General features: G+C 60.7%; 18 protein-coding genes and 1 tRNA gene. 2 read left to right on the forward strand and 17 right to left on the reverse strand.

What is annotated here, in order from left to right:
- Positions 1-88 precede the first annotated feature (88 nt).
- The 6 genes from ACQ4W6_RS06240 to ACQ4W6_RS06265 all read right to left on the reverse strand — a co-directional run bounded on the left by ACQ4W6_RS06240 (position 89) and on the right by ACQ4W6_RS06265 (position 3,905).
- The gene (locus ACQ4W6_RS06240; protein WP_436566321.1) at positions 89-691 is read right to left on the reverse strand and encodes a phospholipase D-like domain-containing protein; all 603 of its coding nucleotides are present in this window, start codon (positions 689-691) and stop codon (positions 89-91) included.
- 215 nt (positions 692-906) lie between these two features.
- Complete coding sequence (locus tag ACQ4W6_RS06245; RefSeq protein ID WP_436566322.1) at positions 907-1,887, reverse strand: phospholipase D-like domain-containing protein; 981 nt, start codon at positions 1,885-1,887, stop codon at positions 907-909.
- 290 nt (positions 1,888-2,177) lie between these two features.
- Complete coding sequence (locus ACQ4W6_RS06250; RefSeq protein WP_436566323.1) at positions 2,178-2,324, reverse strand: hypothetical protein; 147 nt, start codon at positions 2,322-2,324, stop codon at positions 2,178-2,180.
- 198 nt (positions 2,325-2,522) lie between these two features.
- Complete coding sequence (locus ACQ4W6_RS06255) at positions 2,523-3,023, reverse strand: hypothetical protein (RefSeq protein ID WP_436566324.1); 501 nt, start codon at positions 3,021-3,023, stop codon at positions 2,523-2,525.
- 81 nt (positions 3,024-3,104) lie between these two features.
- Positions 3,105-3,488: a hypothetical protein gene (locus tag ACQ4W6_RS06260; RefSeq protein ID WP_436566325.1), complete on the reverse strand. Its 384-nt coding sequence runs from the start codon at positions 3,486-3,488 to the stop codon at positions 3,105-3,107.
- Positions 3,489-3,905 (reverse strand): GNAT family N-acetyltransferase, encoded by a 417-nt coding sequence (locus ACQ4W6_RS06265; protein WP_436566326.1) that lies wholly within the window; start codon positions 3,903-3,905, stop codon positions 3,489-3,491.
- A 145-nt stretch (positions 3,906-4,050) separates the two neighbouring features.
- Here ACQ4W6_RS06265 and ACQ4W6_RS06270 point away from each other — a divergent pair, with 145 nt between their 5' ends.
- Complete coding sequence (locus tag ACQ4W6_RS06270; RefSeq protein WP_436566327.1) at positions 4,051-4,443, forward strand: Imm10 family immunity protein; 393 nt, start codon at positions 4,051-4,053, stop codon at positions 4,441-4,443.
- Positions 4,444-4,684: 241 nt separating this feature from the next.
- Here the strand turns inward: ACQ4W6_RS06270 and ACQ4W6_RS06275 are convergent.
- From ACQ4W6_RS06275 to ACQ4W6_RS06285, 3 genes are all read right to left on the reverse strand, one after another.
- Positions 4,685-4,769 (reverse strand) — tRNA-Leu (locus ACQ4W6_RS06275).
- Between the two features lie 144 nt (positions 4,770-4,913).
- Positions 4,914-6,230, reverse strand: a complete 1,317-nt coding sequence (locus ACQ4W6_RS06280; protein ID WP_436566328.1) for an enoyl ACP reductase FabMG family protein — start codon at positions 6,228-6,230, stop codon at positions 4,914-4,916.
- A 281-nt stretch (positions 6,231-6,511) separates the two neighbouring features.
- The gene (locus tag ACQ4W6_RS06285; RefSeq protein ID WP_436566329.1) at positions 6,512-8,902 is read right to left on the reverse strand and encodes a DNA polymerase II; all 2,391 of its coding nucleotides are present in this window, start codon (positions 8,900-8,902) and stop codon (positions 6,512-6,514) included.
- A gap of 182 nt (positions 8,903-9,084) precedes the next feature.
- On the opposite strand from ACQ4W6_RS06285, the gene ACQ4W6_RS06290 reads away from it, so the two are divergent.
- Positions 9,085-10,764 (forward strand): AMP-binding protein, encoded by a 1,680-nt coding sequence (locus tag ACQ4W6_RS06290; protein WP_436566330.1) that lies wholly within the window; start codon positions 9,085-9,087, stop codon positions 10,762-10,764.
- 77 nt (positions 10,765-10,841) lie between these two features.
- On the opposite strand, the gene ACQ4W6_RS06300 is transcribed toward ACQ4W6_RS06290, so the two are convergent.
- The 8 genes from ACQ4W6_RS06300 to ACQ4W6_RS06335 all read right to left on the reverse strand — a co-directional run bounded on the left by ACQ4W6_RS06300 (position 10,842) and on the right by ACQ4W6_RS06335 (position 20,589).
- On the reverse strand, positions 10,842-11,831 hold the full coding sequence (locus ACQ4W6_RS06300; RefSeq protein ID WP_495542718.1) for a choice-of-anchor A family protein: 990 nt from the start codon (positions 11,829-11,831) through the stop codon (positions 10,842-10,844).
- A 197-nt stretch (positions 11,832-12,028) separates the two neighbouring features.
- Positions 12,029-13,753, reverse strand: a complete 1,725-nt coding sequence (locus ACQ4W6_RS06305; RefSeq protein ID WP_436566331.1) for an ArnT family glycosyltransferase — start codon at positions 13,751-13,753, stop codon at positions 12,029-12,031.
- Positions 13,754-13,934: 181 nt separating this feature from the next.
- Positions 13,935-14,204, reverse strand: a complete 270-nt coding sequence (locus ACQ4W6_RS06310; RefSeq protein WP_436566332.1) for a type B 50S ribosomal protein L31 — start codon at positions 14,202-14,204, stop codon at positions 13,935-13,937.
- Positions 14,205-14,596: 392 nt separating this feature from the next.
- Positions 14,597-15,859, reverse strand: coding sequence for a transcription termination factor Rho (rho, locus tag ACQ4W6_RS06315; protein ID WP_034746249.1), 1,263 nt, complete (start codon positions 15,857-15,859; stop codon positions 14,597-14,599).
- A gap of 138 nt (positions 15,860-15,997) precedes the next feature.
- The gene (trxA, locus tag ACQ4W6_RS06320; RefSeq protein WP_077408631.1) at positions 15,998-16,324 is read right to left on the reverse strand and encodes a thioredoxin TrxA; all 327 of its coding nucleotides are present in this window, start codon (positions 16,322-16,324) and stop codon (positions 15,998-16,000) included.
- An 82-nt stretch (positions 16,325-16,406) separates the two neighbouring features.
- The gene (locus ACQ4W6_RS06325) at positions 16,407-16,592 is read right to left on the reverse strand and encodes a hypothetical protein (RefSeq protein WP_436566333.1); all 186 of its coding nucleotides are present in this window, start codon (positions 16,590-16,592) and stop codon (positions 16,407-16,409) included.
- Positions 16,593-16,627: 35 nt separating this feature from the next.
- The gene (locus ACQ4W6_RS06330) at positions 16,628-17,092 is read right to left on the reverse strand and encodes a response regulator (protein ID WP_436566334.1); all 465 of its coding nucleotides are present in this window, start codon (positions 17,090-17,092) and stop codon (positions 16,628-16,630) included.
- Positions 17,093-17,172: 80 nt separating this feature from the next.
- A complete protein-coding gene (locus tag ACQ4W6_RS06335; RefSeq protein WP_436566335.1) occupies positions 17,173-20,589 on the reverse strand; it encodes a PAS domain S-box protein in 3,417 nt (1,138 codons plus the stop codon).
- Positions 20,590-20,678: the final 89 nt, after the last annotated feature.

Here is a 20,678-nt window from a genome sequence, read left to right on the forward strand (position 1 = left end):
CCCAGCTCCATGCTGAATGAAACAACTGTAAACCTCGCTTCCGCACCGGACCGGTTTCAGGTGATAAACCGGCCAAGATAGTTGTCGTCTACCGGCCAAGATAATTGTCGCTCACCAGTAGCGCATACGCCACGTCCTGGGCCTGGCTCAAGATGTTGAGTTCGCTGTCGATGGCCATGCTGCGCAGGTTGATATTGGCTGAACCCAACGTGAATGCGGCGTCGTCGACGATGGCGACTTTGGCGTGGATATAGATTTCTTCGTAGTCGTAAATGCAGCACGCTTCCCTGGCGCAGGTCCACAGCGATCCCATCACCACGTGGATGCCCTGTTTTGCCATGGCGTCTGGCGTGATGGGTGGCGGACCCTCGCCGCGCATGGCCTTGTTGACGGCTTCTGCATGTTCGACAGCCATGCGCTCGCTTTCGCCTATCTTGCCCAAGACATTGTAGGTGGGCCGGTCCATGCCGCTTTTCTCTGGCGTGGAAGTGAGGATGAAGACATAGATTTTCTTGCGGTAGCCGGCCGTGCGCAGGATTTTCGCGCATTCGATCAGGTGATCGGCCCACGCTTCGTACTGGATGTACTGGTTTTGAATGAAGATGTAGTGCTGTGTTTGCCGGTTCAGGTTGGCACAACACTCCTTGATGGTTTTTTCGTCATATTGGGGCTGGGTACGCAGCAATTGCACGCTGTGCCGACCACTCGGTACATGAAATACGCCTGCTTTGATGGCCAGGCGCCTGGCGACAAAACCACTGTCCTTTTCAGGATTTATCCATTTGCTGACTTTATTTCCGGCTTGGCGCGACCAGCTATGTTTTGCAAAATTTCCTAACCAGAACAGATCCATGAACATGGCGTTGGGACGCTGCGATGTTCTCCAGCCTTGGCAGAAATTGTGATTCAAGTCATGCAGTATTGCTCCGCGTACACGGCATGACACATCCTGGAATGGTTTGGTGATGTAACTGTTCTGCTCCAGAAAGGCTTGTGCGGCTTGCTGTTTTTGCTCGAGGAGGGCCTGCGATGGTATGTAGCCGGGACATACAAACCACCTGCGGGATCGAGTGCTGGTCCCTGTTTCCATGCCTGATTGTGTTCGGTGGCTGGATCCTCACGGTAGAAGCGTTCGCGGCGCGGGTCCCGGAACAGGTGTGCTTCGGTATCCCAGAAATCGGTAATGGAGTTGTGTCCCATGACATAGCCAATGGCCTGCGCCGGTTTTTCATAGTCGATCAGTAACATTTTCTGGTGATGGCTGGCATACCAGCTACTGACGCTGGCGACGACACCCTGAGGCATAGACTCGCCTTGCAGGGAGGTTTTCAGCAGCGCAGGATCGAGCAGGCGTACGTGAAAACTGATGTTCGGTATCGCGCCTGCGCGGATTTCTTCAAACCAGGCGGCGTTATATTCCTGATGCACTTTGCTGTAGTAGCCGGCGCCGGTGCAGCCGACGGCGGGAAAGCGCGTGCCATAGAAACCGGGAATATTTTTCATCTGCGACTGTGCGAGTACATCATCGTGCCAGACCAGCAAGCGCACTTGGACGGGGTTGTGCTTGCGTGCGGCGATTGTCTTGAGCAGGTCGCCATAACGCGTCCCCAGTTCGCCAGCCACGCCGCGCACCAGCACCATGCCTGGATCGAAACCCCAGGTGATGATGTCTACGCTATCTGTAGCGTTGTCGAGATCGGCGGCGATCCGTTTGAAGACATTCTCGCCGCAGATCAAAGGCTCGATGTGACAACTATGGCGCGGAGAATAAACGGGCTGCGGCGTGCGTACCCACCAGGGTTGCGCCAGCACTTGCGCCGGAGCCGCATTCTCGTTGTACGACAGGGTTTGAATGTACAGCTTGGCATTGTCGTTCATGCTGGACATGACGCTACTCCGTTTCGATGAAAGCGATGGTCCGCAGGCCTGCGCCATTGAGCGGGTATCGGTCATGTTAACGGGGTGAAAGAGGGTGGTATTGATGAGGCACAATCGTGCTTGATAAGCAGAAGAGGCTCAAGGAACTTTGATAAATATCAAGAAGCTGTGATGACGCAGCGCCTAAACTAGACAGGAACTCCCTGCCCCTGTCAGTGGTCTGCATCGGCGTCGGCACCATCGTGTTCGACTCTTCCTTGTGTGACGCAACAACATTGGCGATGGCGGGAGTTCACTTTTCAGCTTGCCACTATTTCACTTTCTTTTTCCGCCCAGCGCAGCCGGATGGCGTCGATGGTGGGCAATTGCTGCACAAACAGGTCGACCAGCCGCGCATCGAAGTGGCTGCCTTTTTGCGCCTGCAGGAAGGCCACGGCGTCTGGCACGGATCTGGCACGCTTGTACGGGCGTACCGTCGAAGACGTCGGCCACGGTGACGATACGGCCCGCCAGCGCCAGCATGCCGCCCTCGGCGTGTTCGCCGATGCTGGCGGCTTGCCATGAGGAATGTATCTGGGGCTATGTTTCTACCCGGCCTTGCTAGCGCGCGCGCCGTCGAGCTGGCGCGCGCGGTGCCGGTATTGTTAGTTGTGAGGTTGCAAGTCCAGCCAGACGGCGTATGACAGGCGCTTGCCGTTCCACAGCCCGCCGCCACGGATGACGGCGTCGCACGAGGTCAGCTGGCCCACCAGGTCCTGGCGGCCGAGGTTGCGGCGTAGGCGCAGCGCGTCGTTGTGCGACAGATAGCCCACCAGCTGGCCATCGATGAAGACGGCGATGGCTTTGTCCTGGAACGGGTTGGCGTCGTCGCAGACCAGCAGGGCCAGGCATTTTTCCTCTGCGTTGCCGGGGCCATGCTCGCCCGCCAGCTTGGCGATGGCTGACTGGTACATCGATTCATTTTCCACTTCCGAGGCAAAGCGCCCTTCGTCTCGCCAGTGGTGCGCGGGTGCGCCCGGGGGAATCGCCGGCACGTACTGGCGTATCGACAGCAGCGCCTTGTGCAGCGGCTGCACGGGCGTGCGGCCGCTGAAGACGTAATACAGCAGGGCGATGACGATCGCGATGGCAAGCAGGTAAAGCATGGTATCTCTCTGATTTATGGGAAGGGTGAGTCGATGGTGCGGGCGCGCAGCGCCCCGTTGCCGCTACTATAGCAAGTTCGCCTACTGACCGTGCTGGCGCAGCAGGGCCGCGTAGTCGCGCAAGGCATGGCCCTGCGCCAGCATGCGCGCGTCGACATCGACCTCGATGGCAAAGCGCGGCCGGTGCAACGGCCACCACAGGGGCAAATTCCACGGCATGACACAGAGCAAGGCATACGCCAGGGCCAGCAGCTGCGGGTCGCGCGCTTTGATCCGGCATTGCGCATGCGCCAGCAACAGCGCCTGTTGCCGGGGTGGAATCAACGACAGCCACACGGACAGCCCGATACGGGGCCGCAGCAAGCCCGCCACGCAGGGGCCGATGCCGCCGCTCAAGTACACGGGCGTGCCCAGCAACGATGTTTTTTGCCAGCGCCGCTGGTGCGACCGCCGCCAGCCTGGCATTCAGCGTTTCAGCGCCATGCCGACCGAGGCGGGCGCCGTGTGCCGGAAACCGAACTGCGCGTACAGGTCTTGCGCCTGGCCGTCGGCGATCAGGCTGACATAGGCGCTTTGCGGCACGTCGGTATCGATGAATCGCATGATTTCGCGCATGATCCGTTTGCCCAGGCCCTTGCCTTGGTGGGCGGGCAGCACGGCAATATCAACCACCTGGAAGAAACAGCCGCCATCACCGATGATCCTGCCCATGCCCACCACCTCGTCGCCCTGCAGCACTTGCACGGCAAACAGGGAGTTCGGCAAGCCCTTGGCTGCCGCCGCCGTGCTTTTCGCGCTCAGGCCGGCGGCAAGGCGCAGGTACTGGTAGGTGACGATTGCGGGGATGGCCAGGCGGGTGGTGTAGGGCAATGCTGCGGACAAGGCGCTCTCCTGTGAGGTTGGTCTGAAGGGCCATTATAGGCGGCCATGGCGGACAGGGCCGGCAGGCTTTATTCCTCGCGCGCCTATGTTGTCCGCGCCGCTTTTGCGCTATGGTGGCGCCATCCATTTACGTTGAAAGCATGCCATGTCCGCAGAATTTACCGCCACCGAGTTGTCCGTCGTCAATGAAGACGAGGCCCTGATCACCACCCTGGCTGCGCCGGCAGGCAAAGGCGAGCCCGACTACCTGATGCTGCAGCGCGCCGACGCCTACGACGCGCAGGACGTGGCGCTGGGCATGGATGAGCCGTATATCGAATATTGCGGCCAGCAATTTTCCTGGTATGGCCACATGCACGCCGTGATCCTGCATCCGAACCGCCTGTCCGTGCAGATGGATGCCGAGGCGGCCATGCAGATGGACGACGATGGCCAGATCGACGTGCGCTTCAAGCTCCCGCCGGAGCGCTACGCCCAACTGCAGCAAGCGCTGCGCACCACTTTCGCTGGCTGTGACTATTATCGCGAAGAGCGTTGATCTGCGATGATGGCGCCGCGCCTGCCGGTGCGACCGTTTGGTTATTGAAAGAACTTAAACGATGCACGCCGCCTTGCGCGGCCAACTGGCGGCGAGGGGAATCCCATGCATCGTGTGCGTCGCGCAAAGGCTGCGCCGTGGGCCCTTGCGTTGAAATGCATGCAGTAAAAAATTCAGGGAAAACAATAGGACGGAAATGCAAAAAGCACCGACCGAAGTCAGTGCTTTTTTACTTTAATTCTGGTGCCCGAGGCCGGACTTGAACCGGCACGCCTTGCGGCGGCGGATTTTGAGTCCGCTACGTCTACCAATTCCATCACTCGGGCAGCGCGAGACGCATTATCACTTATTTGTCGCAATTCGGCAAGTTTTTCGCTTGCCGTGTTAGCCCAAAGTAGAAACGCCGCCCCGGGCGCGGGCGCGGGGCGCGAACCCGGGGCGGCGTTTTCACCACTGCTGCGGCGTCAGGCTCAGTGATGCGCGGAGTTCAGCTGGCGCGCGATGATGTCGTGGTTGAGCCAGATGACGGGCGCTTGCGGCTCCGACATGGCGTGGAATATCAGCGGACCCGTGCCTTCCAGTATCAGGGAACTCAGGTGGTCGGTGATCAGCTCCTTGCGCTCCTTGTGCAGCTTGGTGATGTCGTCCGAGGTGCCGATCATGACTTCGGCCAGTTCCGGCGTGTTGTCCATCGGCCAGGCGGCAAAGTTGCGGAACTGCACGCTGGTGGCGTCGCCGTTGTAGGCGGCGATGCGGTCGAGCAAGTCTTGCAGCGAGACGCCGTCTTCCAGCAAGCCCTGGCAGATTTTCCACTGTTCTTCGGCCCACGCTGCGCCGCCTTCTTTTTTCAGCGCGTCGAGCAGGGGGAACAGCGACAGTTCCACGCCGACGAAAATATCGGACGAGTTGGTGCGGATTTCCGGGCAGTTGAAGACGGTCGCCTTGATGCCTTTTTCCCACGCGGCCTTGGCCACGTTTTCCAGGCGTATCTTGGCCAGGCCTTGCGTGTAGTTGCTATACGTTTGCCACTGGTATTTGCCGTCGATCAAGATCTCGGTGCCGTGGTAGCCGTAGGCGCTGTAGCGCACCTGGCCGCCCGTTTGCTCGATGCGGGCGCGGATGGCGGCGCTGCCGTCGATCAGGTGCTGCAAGGTGTTGGCGGTGACTTCGTCGAAGTTCATCAGGATCAACTTGCCCAGGTCGCTGTCGAGCAGGGCGCGCGAGGACATGAAACGCTCGCTGCGGCCTTTGTAGATGCGGTTGGCGATGGCCAGGAAGACTTTTACTTTTGGAATGCCGCCGGCCATGGTGTGGGCAAAATACACATTGCTGCCGTCAGGAATCAGGCTGTCCAGTTCGGCCATGGCTTTCGCCACGGAAGCGCTGAAGCGGGCGATGCCGGCTTCGCGGCAGCGCTCGATCTGCGCCCAGTCCAGCTTGTCTTCCTGCCAGCTTTTCAGAGTCATGCCAGCCAGCAGGGCCGTCGGCGTCGGCTCGCCCGCTGGTGCGTCGAGGTCGAAACCTGCCATCAGCGGCACATTGATGATGCGGCCGCCCAGGTTGGCTTCGGCTTCGGCCAGCTCTTCCGCGTTCAGCGGGCGCAGCGCCATGTTTTCATCGCGGCGGCCGACCGTCATGCCGACGATATTCATGCCCGCCTTGCGCGCTTCGTCCAGCAAGCCATTCACATAGCCGCGGCCGAACAGCTCGCCAAACAGCACAAAGGTGTCGCCTTTGCGGAAGATATTTTTTTGCGGGATGTCTCTTAAGGACGTGATCTCGGTCATGGTTTCAATTCATTCAAAAATTAGCAGGGCAGACGATGAGATGTACTGCTGCTGGTTCATAGTGTTAAATTATGCGCCATTTCAGCGGGAAAAATCCTGTTGCGAACGATTCTCGTCTGAAGTGGCATCTTCTTCTCTGGAACAGCTCTTATTCTTTCGCCATGGCGTATTTTACGCTGCTGCGGCGCAGAGCGCCTGCAGACAGGGCAGGACAGGCCCGGCAGGCGCCGATATTACCTCAGCTTGGCCGCGCAGGTAAGCAGAATTGATCTAAAACAAATTTAAAACAAGTCCTGCTGTCCCGATACGAGGCGCGAAAAATCGTCGCCCAGGAACGGCAGGATGGCGTCCGCCACCGGTTGCAACTGGCGCGTCAGGTAGTGCTGGTAGTCGATGGGCGAGCGCTGCGTCTCCAGCGGTTCCGGCCCCGCTACCGTGATGACATAGCTGATCCAGCCGCCGTTCTGGTATTGCAGCGGCCGTCCCTGCGCCAGGTTGTAGGCGTCGGCCGTGCGCGCCGCGCGCACATGGGGCGGCACGTTGCGCTGGTAGTCGCCGAGCGGACGGCGCAATCGCTTGCGGTAGACCAGCAAGGCGTCGAATTCGCCGCGCACGGTACGCGCCACATAGTCGCGCACATAGTCCTGGTAGGCGCTGCGCTGGAAGATGCGCCGGTACAAGTCTTGCTGGAATTGCTGCGCCAGCGGGGTCCAGTCGCTGCGCACCGTTTCCAGGCCCTTGTAGACCATCTGCTCGCTGCCGTCGGGCTTGCCCACCAGGCCCGCGTAGCGCTTCTTGCTGCCTTCTTCCGAGCCGCGGATGGTGGGCATCAGGAAGCGCCGGTAATGCGTCTCGAATTCCAGTTCCAGCGCATTGTCGAGGCCAAACTCTTCGCGCAGGTGGCGGTCCCACCAGGCATTGACATGCGTTACCAGGGCGCGGCCGATCTTGCCCGCTTCGACATCCGTATGCGCCGTTTTCAGCCACACGAAGGTGGAATCGGTGTCGCCATAGATCACCTGATAGCCCTGCCCGGTAATCAGCTCGCGCGTGCGGTGCATGATGTCGTGGCCGCGCAGGGTGATCGACGAAGCCAGGCGCGGGTCGAAAAAGCGGCAACCGCTGGAACCCAGCACGCCATAAAACGCATTCATGATGATTTTCAAGGCTTGCGACAGGGGCGCGTTGCGCTCGCGCTTGGCCGCCTCGCGCCCCCGCCACACCTGTTCCACGATGGCAGGCAGGCAATGTTTCACGCGCGAAAATTGTGCGCCCCGGTAGCCGGGCACGGTTTCCTCTTCCGCTTCAAGTTCCCCCATGCGCGTGCCCACCACCAGGCCCACCGGGTCGATCAGGAAGGTGCGGATGATGGATGGGTACAGGCTCTTGTAGTCGAGCACCAGCACCGAGTCGTACAGGCCCGACTGGGAATCCATGACGAAGCCGCCCGGGCTGTTTTCGCCGGAAACATCGCCCAGGTTGGGCGCCACATAGCCCTGCCGGTGCATCAGCGGCAAGTACAGATGCTCGAAAGCGGCCACCGAGCCGCCGCTGCGGTCGGCCGCCAGGCCTGTCACGCTGGCTCGTTCCAATAGAAAAGTCAGCAATTCCGTCTTGGCGAAGATGCGCGTGACCAGCTCGCAATCCCTGAGGTTGTAGCGCGCCAGCGCGGGTTTGTCTTCGCGGAAACGCCGGTCGATCTCGGCCATGCGCTGGTAGGGATTGTCGATGGACTTGCCTTCGCCCAACAGCGTCTGCGCCACGTTTTCCAGGCTGAACGAGGAGAAATTCCAGGTCGCCGATTTGAGCGCTTCGATGCCGTCGATGATCAAACGCCCCGCAGCGGCGGCAAAGTAATGTTCTTGCTTGCCGCCATGCTCGCGCCATTCCATGATGGCGCCGCCGCGTCCCAGCCGCAAGGGCACCTTGTAGCGCTCGGCATGTTCCTTAAGGACGCGCAAGTCGAACTGCACCAGGTTCCAGCCGATGATGGCGTCCGGGTCGTGCAGCGCCATCCAGGCATTGAGTTTTTCCAGGATCAGGGCGCGCGTGTCGCAGTATTCCAGCGCGAAGTCGAGCACGCAATCGGGCACTTCAGCGCCGCCGTTTTGCGGCCCCAGCATGTAGACCTGGCGCTGGCCGCAGCCTTCCAGCGCGATCGAATACAGTTCGCCGTGCGCCGTCGTCTCGATATCGAGCGACACCAGCTTTAATGCAGGGCGGTAGCCGGGTGCCGGTTTCAAGTGCACTTCCTGCGCCGTGTCGCCGCTGAACGCCACCGGCGCCGTGATGAAGCGTTCCATCAGGTAGCGCTCGGGCGGGCGGATGTCGGCTTCGTAGACGTCGACGCCGTGCGCGCGCAGCTGTTTTTCCAGCGCCAGCAAGTGCCGGTATTGCTTGCAATACAAACCCAGCACCGGGCGGTGATGAAAGTCCGACAGGGACAGGGGGCGCAGCTCGGCATGGCGTTCGCCGCGCAGCAGCAGTTCTGCCTGTTCGCGTTGCTCCATGGGAATAAAGGCGACCGCCGTCTGCACGGGCAGGCGCACGTGGCGGGGCCCGGCATCTGTTGCCAGCCAGAAATCGACCTGCGTGCCGGCGCTGGTGTCGCGCCAGTGGCGGGTCAAAATAAAGCCCTGTTCGGGCGGGGGCGCCGTGTTGTTGCCTGTCATGAATGGGTCGTGCCGTGATTTACTGTGAGTTGGCGTGAGTTGGCGTGCGTCCCTTGCGTGCCGGTCTGCACATTACAGCAAGCCGACGCAGGGTGGGGGCGTATGCGGCTATAATTTTCAGCATCGAAGACACATCGAAGATGATAACAAGAGCGCGTCGCGCCACACACCCTGGAGACAGCATGCAAGCAATGAGTTATGTACACGGCGCTCACGAGACGCCGTTGATCGGCGAAACCATCGGCGCCTACCTGGACGGTATCGCCGCCCGCTACGGCCAGCACGATGCCCTGATCGTGGCGCACCAGGACGTGCGCTGGACGTACGCGCAATTCCAGCAGCGCGTGCACCGCCTGGCCGCCGGTTTGTTGAAACTGGGCTTGCGGCCCGGTGAGCGCGTCGGCATCTGGTCGCAAAACTGCGCCGAATGGGTGCTGACCCAGTTTGCCACGGCGAAAGCCGGTTTGATCATGGTCAACATCAACCCCGCCTACCGGCGCTCGGAACTCGAATATGTGCTCGACAAGGTGCAATGCAGCGCGCTGATCCTGTCGCCCAGCTTCAAGTCCAGCGATTACCTGGCCATCGTGCAAGATGTGGTGCCGGAAATCGCCCATAGCCGCGCCGGCGACCTGCAGTCGCCGCGCCTGCCGCAGTTGCGCCACATCATCCGCCTGGGCGCGGCCGCCACGCCGGGCATGCACAACTTCGACGCCTTGCTCGATGGCATCACGGACGCCGACCTGGCGCACCTGGAAGAAGTGAGCGCCACCTTGCAGTTTGACGACGCCGTCAACATTCAGTTCACCTCCGGCACCACGGGCGCGCCGAAAGGCGCCACCTTGACGCACCACAACATCCTGAACAACGGCTTTTTCATCGGCGAAGCCATGCGCCTGACGGAAAAGGACCGCCTGTGTATTCCCGTGCCCCTGTATCACTGCTTTGGCATGGTGCTGGGCAACCTGGCCTGCGTCACGCACGGCGCAGCCATGGTGTATCCGGGCGAAGGTTTCGACCCCAAGGCCGTGCTTGAAACGGTGCAGGCCGAACGCTGCACGGGCTTGCACGGCGTGCCGACCATGTTCATCGCCATCCTCGACCATCCTGATTTCAAGCAATACGATCTGTCGAACTTGCGCACCGGCATCATGGCCGGCTCGCCATGCCCGATGGAAGTCATGACGCGCGTCATCGAACTGATGCACATGGCGGAAATCACCATCGCCTATGGCATGACGGAAACCTCGCCCGTCAGCTTCCAAACCTCGATCGACGATCCGCGCGCCATGCGCGTGTCGTCTATCGGCCGCGTGCACCCGCACCTGGAAGTGAAAATCGTCGATGCGGAAGGGGCCATCGTGCCGCGCGGTGAGAAGGGCGAATTGCTGACGCGCGGCTATTCCGTGATGCAGGGCTACTGGGGCGACCCTGAAAAAACGGCCGAAGCCATCGATACGGCGCGCTGGATGCACACGGGCGACCTGGCCGTGATCGATGAAAACGGCTTTTGCAGCATCGTCGGCCGCTCGAAAGACATGGTCATCCGTGGCGGCGAAAACATCTATCCGCGCGAGGTGGAGGAATTCCTGTACCGCCATCCGAGCGTGCTCGACGTGCAATGTGTGGGCGTGCCGGACGCCAAGTATGGCGAAGAGTTGTGTGCCTGCATCATATTGCGCCCCGGCATGCAAACCACCAGCGAAGATATCCGCGCCTTTTGCGATGGCCAGATCGCGTATTACAAGATTCCCCGCTATGTGCGCTTCGTCGAAGCTTTCCCCATGACGGTGACGGGCAAGATCCAGAAATACCTGCTGCGCAAGCAAGTGGCGACGGACTTGGGCCTGGGCGCGGAATAAGCGCTTACTTTCCTGTCTGACATAAAAAAACACCGGGACGCTGGCGCGGCCCGGTGTTTTGTTGTTGCTTGCCTCGCTTATGCCATGTGCGCCTGCGGTGTGCGCGCTGGCGTGCGGCGGCGCACAAAGGCGAGCAAGCCCAGGCCGGCCAGCAGCATGGCGTAGGTGCCCGGTTCCGGCACGGCCGACACGCTCACGGTGTTGAAGCCGGAGCCGAGCATGGTGATACGGCCTTTGCCGTCGTTGACCGAATTGGCGATCAGTGTGCCGGTCATATCGCCCGAGCCCGAAAATGCGCTGTCCGGCGCCAGGATGCTGCCGCGCACGTAGACGCCCGAGACGGTGGTGGTGCTGGCATTGGCAAAGTTGAACAGCGTGCGGTCGGCGTAGTTGCCAAAATTGCTGAAGCCGCCACTCATGTTGATGTCGCTGGCGGTACCGTTGATGATGATGCTGGCCGTGCTTTTCAGCGTGGTCAGGTCCAGCGTCAGGTTATGCAGTTCGCTCTTATCGATATTGAAAATGTTCACGTCCGCGTTGATGTCGCCGCGCAGGGTGTAGCCGTCATTTTCCCATACCGCCGTGCCGTTCGATTGCAGCTTGGCCACATCGCTCGACAGGGTGGTCAGTTGCTGCTTGGCAGCTGCGAAGTCCAGCGTGGACGCATTGCCCTTGCTGAAGGTGCCCGGTGCATACCAGGATGGTGCCGTCAACGTGGCGTTGGCATCGGTGACGCCATACACTGCCGTACCTTTGAGCGTACCGTCGCCAATCTTCAGGCTGCCGCCAGCGACGAGCGTGTTGACGCTGCTGCCTGGTTTTTTATTCGTGCCGACATCGTAGCTGTTCAGGTAAATGTTGCCGCCAGCGGCCAGGCTGCCGCTAACGCTGCTGAAGCCACTTTGGATACTGTTGCCTGTGCTGCCGCCGATATTGCCAAAGATAAAGGCCGAGTAGCCATTGGCGACGCCCAGGTCAATCACGGTTGCCTGGGCCGAGGCGCAAAAGGAGAGCGCGAACAGGGTGGTGCTGATGAGTGGCAGGGTGCGTGTAATAAATGATTTCATGGGTATTTTTATAGTAAGAGGGAGGATAGGGCGGGAGAGCAAGAACACCGCCATCACGCTGGGCGATATTATAATCTAAAAAGCAATTTTAGTGCAATTTAACTAATTAAATATATTTAAATGCAACACTTTTCCTGCCTCTGATTATTTCGCGGCAGGCATAAAAAAACCGGGCTGAACTGGCCCGGTTTTTTTGTTTATTTGACGCGCTGGTAGAGGCGGAAGCGTTCCACGTCGTCGGTGGGGCGGCGCCCTTCCCACAGCTTGATCCAGCCGGCGCCGTGGTGCTCAGGCAGCTGTTCCTTGTTGTCGCGCACCCTCGTGCTGTCTTGCAGCAGCAACAAATCGCAGCGCTGCGTGTCCACGCTGGCAAACGGCAGGCGGCCATAGTAGGCGAACGAGGCGCGCTGGGCGGCGCCGACATTGCTGGTGATGCAATTGTTGCCTGGCGGTAAATTGATGGAAATCTGGTGCGCCACGCTGATGTAGCTCTTGCTGTAATTCAATTCCGGCAAGAACAGGGTCATGATCAGTACCCAGATGAGTATCAGTCCGCCGGACGACAGCACCACGGCGCGCCACAGCACGGCCGGCTGGCGCGAGATGCGCCAGTGCACCAGGGCGATCCAGCCAGCTGTCACGCCAGCGGCGACGAAGAAGGCGATCAGGTCCAGCCCAGGTTTGAAGCCTGGCAAGAGTTTCAGGGCATTGTGCGCCAGTTGTGTCGGCCAGCCCGTCAGGATGGCGAACCAGAACAGCCATAGCGCGGCGGCGCACATGGTCAGCACCGTCACGGAGAACCAGTCGATAGCGTTGATGGCACCCCGTTTCATGGTCAGCAAGCCAAACGCGGCCATCACGGCCAGCGGCGGCAGCAGGGGCAGCAGCTGGCTTGGGTCGGGATCGGGATGGCACAGGCCCAGGATGGCCAGCATGGCGACAAAGGTCAGCGGCACGACGATGTGCAGCACATGGTGCTGGCGGCGCCAGGCATATACGGCCCAGGCGGCGAAGGGCCAGGCCGGCCAGAAGAACCAGATGCCGACGCGCAAGAAATATTGCACGCTTTTCAGGCTTGGGGCGCTGAACTGGCGGCTATTCCACTCCATCCATGCTTGCAGCGGCGCATGGCCGTATGGTTGCAGCCATTCGCCGGGCAGCAGCCAGACCAGGGTCAGCGCGATGGCCACGAGCAAGGCCAGCGCCAGGTGGCGCACGCTGCGCAGCAGCGGCAGGCGCAGGAACACCGTGCACAGCAGCATGGCGATGGTCAGCGCCGCCGGCGTGATCCAGCCGCGCGTGAGGGTCAGGCCGCCCAGCGCCAGGCCCAGCAGGGCGGCATTGCGCACGGAAGGGCCTTCCACGTAGCGCACGGCGCGGTACAGCAGATAGGCCATCAGGGAAACATACAGCGCTTCGGCGGTGATGTCGTGGCTGTGCTGCAGCAAGCCCAGGCAGCCCAGGTAGATGAGCACGGCGGCATCGGCCAGGGTGCGGCCGAAGTCGTCCGGTTCAGGCTGGCCGCCGAACGCCAGGCGCAGGGGCTGGGCGTCGTTGCGGCGGCCCAGGTTGAAGGCGGTGTACCAGACCGACAGTGTGCTGACGACGAAGATGCCAATGGTCGACATGCGCGCGCCAAACACGTCGCCATCGATCCAGCCGAACAATTTGATGAAAATGGCGCCGAGCCAGAAGGTCAGCGGGCCTTCCTCTGGCATGGACAGGCCGGCTACATTGGGCCACAGCCAGTCGGAGAGGCCGCCGTGCGCCATGGTCCACATGATGCCGAAACTGGCGGCGTCATCGTTCTTCCACGGCTCGCGGCCAATCAGGCCAGGCAGGATGTACAGCAGGCCAAGCGCAAACAAGGCCCATCGTGGCAGCGCGAGTGTGGCAGCGGCGGGAAGGCGGACTGGCTTCATCGATGGTCGGTATCAGTAAGAATGGAAGGCGCGACGCATTGCGTCGGGGGTAAGCGGCAGTGGCAGTATAAAGTAAAGCGGCCAAGGTGGCCAAAGCGGCGGTAAAAGACAAAAAAGGCAGCCGTAGCTGCCTTTTTCCTGCTAGCCGAAGCTGCCTTTTTTTGCCGCAGAGCGGCAAAAATTAGCCTGCTGCGATGGCGGTTTTCGAACCGACGGTACCAAATTTCTGACGGAACTTCTCGACGCGACCTGCGGTATCGACGATTTTGTGCTTGCCCGTGAAGAATGGGTGCGATTCAGCCGAAACCTCGATCTTCACCAATGGGTACTCTTTACCGTCATGGGTGATTTTGTCGCGGGTTTGGATGGTCGAGCGGGTAACGAATTTGAAATCGCACGACAGATCGTGGAAAACAACTTCGCGGTATTCTGGATGGGTATCGACTTTCATGGGATTCTCTCTAAGTAGGTAGCCAAACAGCACTTCGTCGGTCGTCTTGCTTCTTGACCCGATTGCCGATCACTTGCCAGGGTTTAAAATAATGCAACCGTCGATTATATAGCGCTTTTTGGTCGCCGGCAATAAAAAAGCCGCTCGGAAGCGGCTTTGGTGGCAACATGTTACCACCGGGGAGGGAGAAACCGTAGCGAGCAGGCCGCAGTTGCGATTGAGTAGCGCAACCGTACTGGAGTACGGTGAGCAACGGAGATCGTAAATGCGGCCGCGCAGTAGGTTTATCCCCCCCGGCGGTGACGCAGGGGTTTCGTGAGGCGCAGCCACACGCCAGCGTAACGGCTTGGCCATGCAGGGCACAAGCTCCTTGCGCCTCACTTGTGGCGGGTTTACCCGCCCCGGCGCATCATGTCGAAGAACTCTGCGTTGTTCTTCGTGGCTTTCATCTTGTCGAGAATGAACTCCATCGCCTCGATCTCGTCCATCGAGTACAGCAACTTGCGCAGGATCCAGATTTTTTGCAGCTCGTTCGGCTTGATCAGCAATTCTTCGCGGCGGGTACCCGATTTGTTCAGGTTAATTGCCGGGTAGACACGTTTTTCAGCCAGGCGGCGTTCCAGATGCACTTCCATGTTGCCGGTACCCTTGAATTCTTCAAAGATCACGTCATCCATGCGCGAGCCCGTTTCGATCAGCGCCGTGGCGATGATGGTCAGCGAGCCGCCTTCTTCGATATTGCGCGCGGCGCCGAAGAAGCGTTTTGGACGTTGCAGCGCATTCGCGTCGACACCACCGGTCAGTACCTTGCCCGAGGCAGGGATGACGGTGTTGTAGGCGCGCGCCAGGCGGGTGATCGAGTCGAGCAGGATCACCACGTCTTTTTTCATTTCGACCAGGCGCTTGGCTTTTTCCAGCACCATTTCAGCCACTTGCACGTGGCGCGTGGCCGGTTCGTCGAAAGTCGATGCGACCACTTCGCCGCGTACCGAACGTTGCATTTCGGTAACTTCTTCCGGACGTTCGTCGATCAGCAGCACGATCAGGGTGATGTCCGGGTGATTCGCCGTGATGGCATGCGCGATGTGCTGAAGGATCACGGATTTACCGGATTTCGGCGATGCCACCAGCAAACCGCGCTGGCCTTTGCCGATCGGGGCGATCAGGTCGATGATGCGGCCGGTGATGTTTTCCTGGCCATTCATTTCACGTTCCAGGCGCAGCGGCTCGTTCGGGTGCAGCGGCGTCAGGTTTTCAAACAGGATGCGGTGTTTCGACATTTCCGGCGATTCGCCGTTGACCTTGTCTACTTTGACCAGTGCGAAATAGCGTTCGCCATCTTTCGGGGTCCGTACCTCGCCCTCGATCGAATCGCCCGTGTGCAGATTGAAGCGGCGGATTTGCGAAGGGGAGATGTAAATGTCGTCGGTGGACGCCATGTAGCTGGCGTCAGGCGAGCGCAGGAAGCCGAAGCCGTCAGGCAGCACTTCCAGGGCGCCGTCGCCAAAAATCTGTTCGCCCGATTTGGCGCGTTTTTTCAGGATAGCGAACATCAGCTCCTGTTTGCGCAAGCGGGCTGCGTTGTCAATGTCAAGACCGATCGCCATCTCAAGCAGGGCGGATACGTGTAGGGCCTTTAGTTCGGATAAATGCATATGTGTTGAGTGTCCCGAGACGGGATGTAAAGGTAGGGGAGGGGACTGCGTGGCTTGATTAATTTATCAGGGAAGGGACAGCGTATGGTGCTCTGTCCAATCAGGCGGCGCTGCGGGCGCAGCGCTGCCTATCATACATTAAATGTTGCTGTCGACGAAAGCGGTCAACTGGCCCTTGGCCATGGCGCCCACTTTTTGCGCAGCGGCGACACCATCCTTGAACAGGATCAGGGTCGGGATGCCGCGAATGCCGAACTTGGCAGGTACTGCCTGGTTGGCATCGACGTCCATCTTGGCGATCTGGATGCGGCCAGCGTATTCCTTGGCAACTTCTTCCAGAATAGGCGCGATGGCCTTGCAAGGACCGCACCACTCCGCCCAGAAGTCCACCAGGACGGGCAAGTCGGATTTCAGGACGTCTGCTTCAAAAGAAGCATCGCTAATGTGTTTGATATTTTCGCTCATATTTTCCTCAAATGAGGGTGGGATCAATAATGCCTGGAATTAACCATACGCTGGTTCGCCATCCATGCTTCCTGGAATGCAGCTAGCAGATGGGGGCAATGGGCACGAATTCAATGTTCTTGGAAGGTGCGACCAGAGGTATGCAGGCGGGGATGGCTGAAATAATAACCCATTTTTTCAAAACGTGGCGATTATTGCAGAAAAACTTGAGGCAGATCTGTCCCAGGTGCTTTTGCAGGGCGGCAAAGCCGCATGCCTGCTTGCCCACGGCACGTCTTCCATCCTCCCCGCCCAGTTCCTGCCTCAGGCTTGCACGCCGCTCTGGCGCGCCGTGTGCTGTCGTTGCAAGTTCATCATAAGCTCCAGTTCTGCGCTTTCCATCGGCTTGCGGAAGGTGCCTAATATATGCAGGCCATTGGCCACCGCCAGGCGTTCGGCCGCCAGGCGCACGGCCGAATGCAGGCCCGACAGCAATACGACACCGCCACGGAAGCCGTTTTCTGCCGCCATGCGCAAGAATTCGATGCCGTCGACGTCGGGCATGGACAGGTCGCAGATCAGCAAGTCGGGCTGATGCTGCTGCAAGGTGGCCAGCGCCTGCCCGCTGTGCGACTCGCAGCGGATGTCGAACTGGCCCAGCTGTTCGAGCATGTCGCTAAGCACGTCGAGCATGAAGACGTCGTCATCGAGCAGCAAGATGCGCAGTGGCGCTACGCCTGCTTCGGCTTGGGCTTGGGCCTCAGTGTGTTGATTGGATACATTGTTCATCGTGATATCTTTCTATCTCCGGTCTTTATGCTGCATCGTGGTCGATGCCGGTACCTTGCCGCAATGTCTATTCGCGGTGGCTAATCGTCATTGGCAAAGCTGGTGTTGTTCATGATGTGTTCGGTAATCTGGTCGAGCAGCGGCCACAGACGCGTGACGATGCGCTGTGCCTGCTCGGCTTCCTCGACCGGTTCGCCCGGTGCCAGGGTTTCCAGGTTGTGGCACAGCTCGGCCAGACCCAGCGCCCCGACCGTGCGTGCCGACGACTTGATGCGGTGCCCCAGCTCGCGCACCTGGTGCACGTCGCCGCGCGCCAGAGCCGCATCGATGTCGCCAAAGCCCTCCTGCGTCGTTTGCAGGAACTTGAAGGCGAACTTGCGCACCTTTTGCGGGTTGTAGCCCAACAACTTGGCCAGGATGGACAGGTCGATCACCTGCGGATCGCCGGCCAGGGTGGTCTTGAAGGCGGGCCCGGCGCGGCTGCGCACGGGCGGTGGCGTCTCGTGCACCGGCAGCCAGCTGGCGATGGTCTGGTACATCATGGCCGGCTGGATGGGCTTGGAAATGAAATCGTCCATGCCCGCTTCCAGGCAGCGCACGCGGTCTTCGCTGGTGGCCGTGGCCGTCATGGCCAGCACGCGCAAATGCGCCAGCTGCGGGTCGGCGCGGATGAGGCGCGTTGCCTGCAAGCCATCCATCAACGGCATTTGCACGTCCATCAGCACGCAGTCGAACTGCGTCTGGCGCAGCAGATCGAGCGCTTCCTCGCCATTGTTGGCCAGGCACACCGAGGCACCCGCTTCTTCCAGCAATTCCAGCGCCACCTGCTGGTTGAAAGTATTGTCTTCCACCAGCAAGATGCGGGCATGCTGGAGCGTGCGCATCACCAGGGCCGCGTCGGCGCTGGCGCGCATGGCCGCCGCCGTCTGCGCCATGCTGTCGAGCATGGCCGGCGCCGCCTGGTCGGAAATGCCCAGGTTGGCTGTGAACCAGAAGGTGCTGCCGGCACCGGTGCGGCTGTCGACGCCCACCTCGCCGCCCATCAGCTGGGCCAGCTGCTTGCAGATGGCCAGGCCCAGGCCCGTGCCGCCATACTCGCGCGTGGTAGAGGCGTCAGCTTGCTGGAAGGACTGGAACAGCTTGCTCATTTCATCTTGCGACAGGCCGATGCCGTGATCGCACACTTCAAAGCGCACCAGGCAGTGTTTGGCGTCCGCCACCACCTTGTGCACTTTGATGGTGATGCTACCTTTTTCGCTGAACTTGATGGCATTATTAGCGTAGTTAATCAGAACTTGTCCCAGGCGCAACGGGTCGCCCACCAGCACGGCCGGCAATTGCGGGTCGATCTCGAACACCAGTTCCAAGTTCTTGCCGGCGGCGCGTGGCGCCACCACCGTCATCAGCGTCTGTACTACATGGTCGAAGCTGAAATTGACGCGCTCGATTTCCAGCTTGCCCGCCTCGATTTTCGAGATGTCGAGGATGTCGTCGATGATGCCCAGCAAGTGTTCGCCGGCAAAGCGGATCTTTTCCAGGTAGTCGCGCTGGCGCGGCTCCAGCTCCGTTTTCAGGGCCAGGTAGGCCATGCCGATCACGCCATTCATCGGCGTGCGGATTTCATGGCTCATGTTGGCCAGGAATTGGCCCTTCGCCAGGCTAGCCTCTTCGGCCACCTGCTTGGCCTGGTCGAGCTGCAGGGTGCGCTGCGCCACGCGCTCTTCCAGATGTTCATTGAGTTCGCGCAAGGCGCTCTCGCTGCGCTTGTGATACGTGATGTCCGTCAGGCTGGCCACCACCATGCCCACCTTGCCGTGTTCATCGCGGATGGCTTCCGTATTCACGGACAGCCAGGACAGGCAGCCGTCTGGCTGCTGCACGCCCATCAGCACGTCGCGCATGGCGACGCCCGTCGACAGGGTGATGTGCACGGGATGGCTGTCCTGGTCGAAGGCAGAGCCGTCTTCGCGGATGGCTTGCCACCGGCTGTTGCCGACCGGACTGGCCGCCAGCATGCGCGCGGCCGCCGCATTGCTTTCCAGGATATGCCCGTCGCTATCCTGCACCACCAGGCCATTGGTCACGGCGCCGAAGACGGAGGCCATGCGCTGGCTGGAGTTCGACAACGCGATCGATGCCTGGCGCCGCTCCGTGATGTCGGTGATCATCGCCAGGGTGCCGCCCGGCTCGCCGTTGTCCGACTCGATGCTGGTGCTCGAGAGCAAGCCCCACAGGCTGGACAGGTCCTTGCGGAAGAAGCGGAAATCGACCTGGTCCGGCTGGCTGGCCAGGCTGCCGTGGCTGGCCAGGCGGCGCTGCATCAGCAGCTGGCTGTCGCGGTCCATGAAGTCGAGCAGCGGGCGGTTCAGCATTTCCTCCACCGAGTAACCCAGCATGTGCGCCATCTTCGGATTGACGAAGGTGGTCTTGCCATCGGCATCTGTCATCCAGATGCCTTCGGCCGCCGTCTGCACGATCAATCGATAGCGCTCCGAGCTGGCGTGCAGCGCTTCTTCGGCGCGTTGCCGCTGCGTCATGTCGCGCAGGGAAACGATGGAAAACACCTGGCCGGCCATATGCAGCGGCGACAGGCTGATCTTGGCAGGGAAGTGCGTGCCGTCGCGGCGGCGCGCCAGCATCACCCTGCCGGGCAGGCTGTGCCGCGCTTGCGGGTCGCTTGCGGACTGGTTGGGCGTGCTTTCCGGCACTAATTGCTCCAGCGACATGCCTGTCAATTCCGCCAGCGGATAGCCAAAGCAGCGCGCGCCGATCTGGTTGGCGTAATGCACCTTGCCCTCGATATCGGCCACCAGCATGGCTTCGGGGGCCGCTTCGAGCATGCAGCGCATGTGCGATTCCTCATCCATCTTGCGTTCGCTGATGTCGCAGACGATGCCGCTGGCCTGCGTGGCGGCGCCATCGGCGGCGCGTGCCAGGACGGCGCCGCGTACCAGCAGCCAGCGCCAGTGGCCATCGCTGTGGCGCAAACGAAATTCGCAGTGGAAGATATCGGCTGACTGACCATCGAACTGTTGGCGAAACGCAAGGCTCAGGCGTGCGCGGTCATCGCGGTGCACTTCGGCCAGCCAATCGGCCAGCGTGTGTTCCAGCCGCGCCTGCCTGTCGCCGAGTATTTCCTGGTACAGGGGGGCGAACAGCAACTGGTCGGAATGGCGCCGCCATGTCCAGCCGGCCATGGCGGCGCCGCGCAAGGCTTGCGTGAGATGCCGCCCGGTAACGCTTTCAGAGCTGTGTTGCAGCAGCCGTAATTGTTGCCGCCAGCGCCAGGCTTGCCAGCAAGCCAGTGCCGCCAGGGCCGTGGCGCTGGCGGCCGCATACGGCCACAGCAGCGCATTCGCCACGCCCGGTGCCGCTGCCTGAGCCTGCGCCAGTGCGGGCAGGGACAGTGGGATGCCCGCAGCCAGCATCGTACGAGCGAGCAGGCGCAGCGCAAAGCGCCGTGGTGCGCTGAAACTCGTGTGGCTGCAATACGGCAAATGCATCCTTTCTGGGGCGTGATTGACGGGATTGGCGGTGCAATTTGCGCGCCGGGATATCGATCTCCGGCACGTTCTGGCGGCCACTA

The organism is Janthinobacterium woesei, from assembly GCF_051380875.1.
Lineage (GTDB): Bacteria > Pseudomonadota > Gammaproteobacteria > Burkholderiales > Burkholderiaceae_D > Janthinobacterium.

Bases quoted from the DNA above. Each gene is read 5' to 3' on its own strand.
- ACQ4W6_RS06245 (WP_436566322.1), bottom strand. From the start codon at position 1,887: ATGTCCAGCATGAACGACAATGCCAAGCTGTACATTCAAACCCTGTCG.
- ACQ4W6_RS06255 (WP_436566324.1), bottom strand. From the start codon at position 3,023: ATGCTTTACCTGCTTGCCATCGCGATCGTCATCGCCCTGCTGTATTAC.
- ACQ4W6_RS06260 (WP_436566325.1), bottom strand. From the start codon at position 3,488: ATGCCAGGCTGGCGGCGGTCGCACCAGCGGCGCTGGCAAAAAACATCG.
- ACQ4W6_RS06270 (WP_436566327.1), top strand. From the start codon at position 4,051: ATGTCCGCAGAATTTACCGCCACCGAGTTGTCCGTCGTCAATGAAGAC.
- ACQ4W6_RS06280 (WP_436566328.1), bottom strand. From the start codon at position 6,230: ATGACCGAGATCACGTCCTTAAGAGACATCCCGCAAAAAAATATCTTC.
- ACQ4W6_RS06285 (WP_436566329.1), bottom strand. From the start codon at position 8,902: ATGACAGGCAACAACACGGCGCCCCCGCCCGAACAGGGCTTTATTTTG.
- ACQ4W6_RS06290 (WP_436566330.1), top strand. From the start codon at position 9,085: ATGCAAGCAATGAGTTATGTACACGGCGCTCACGAGACGCCGTTGATC.
- ACQ4W6_RS06300 (WP_495542718.1), bottom strand. From the start codon at position 11,831: ATGAAATCATTTATTACACGCACCCTGCCACTCATCAGCACCACCCTG.
- ACQ4W6_RS06305 (WP_436566331.1), bottom strand. From the start codon at position 13,753: ATGAAGCCAGTCCGCCTTCCCGCCGCTGCCACACTCGCGCTGCCACGA.
- ACQ4W6_RS06310 (WP_436566332.1), bottom strand. From the start codon at position 14,204: ATGAAAGTCGATACCCATCCAGAATACCGCGAAGTTGTTTTCCACGAT.
- rho (WP_034746249.1), bottom strand. From the start codon at position 15,859: ATGCATTTATCCGAACTAAAGGCCCTACACGTATCCGCCCTGCTTGAG.
- trxA (WP_077408631.1), bottom strand. From the start codon at position 16,324: ATGAGCGAAAATATCAAACACATTAGCGATGCTTCTTTTGAAGCAGAC.
- ACQ4W6_RS06330 (WP_436566334.1), bottom strand. From the start codon at position 17,092: ATGAACAATGTATCCAATCAACACACTGAGGCCCAAGCCCAAGCCGAA.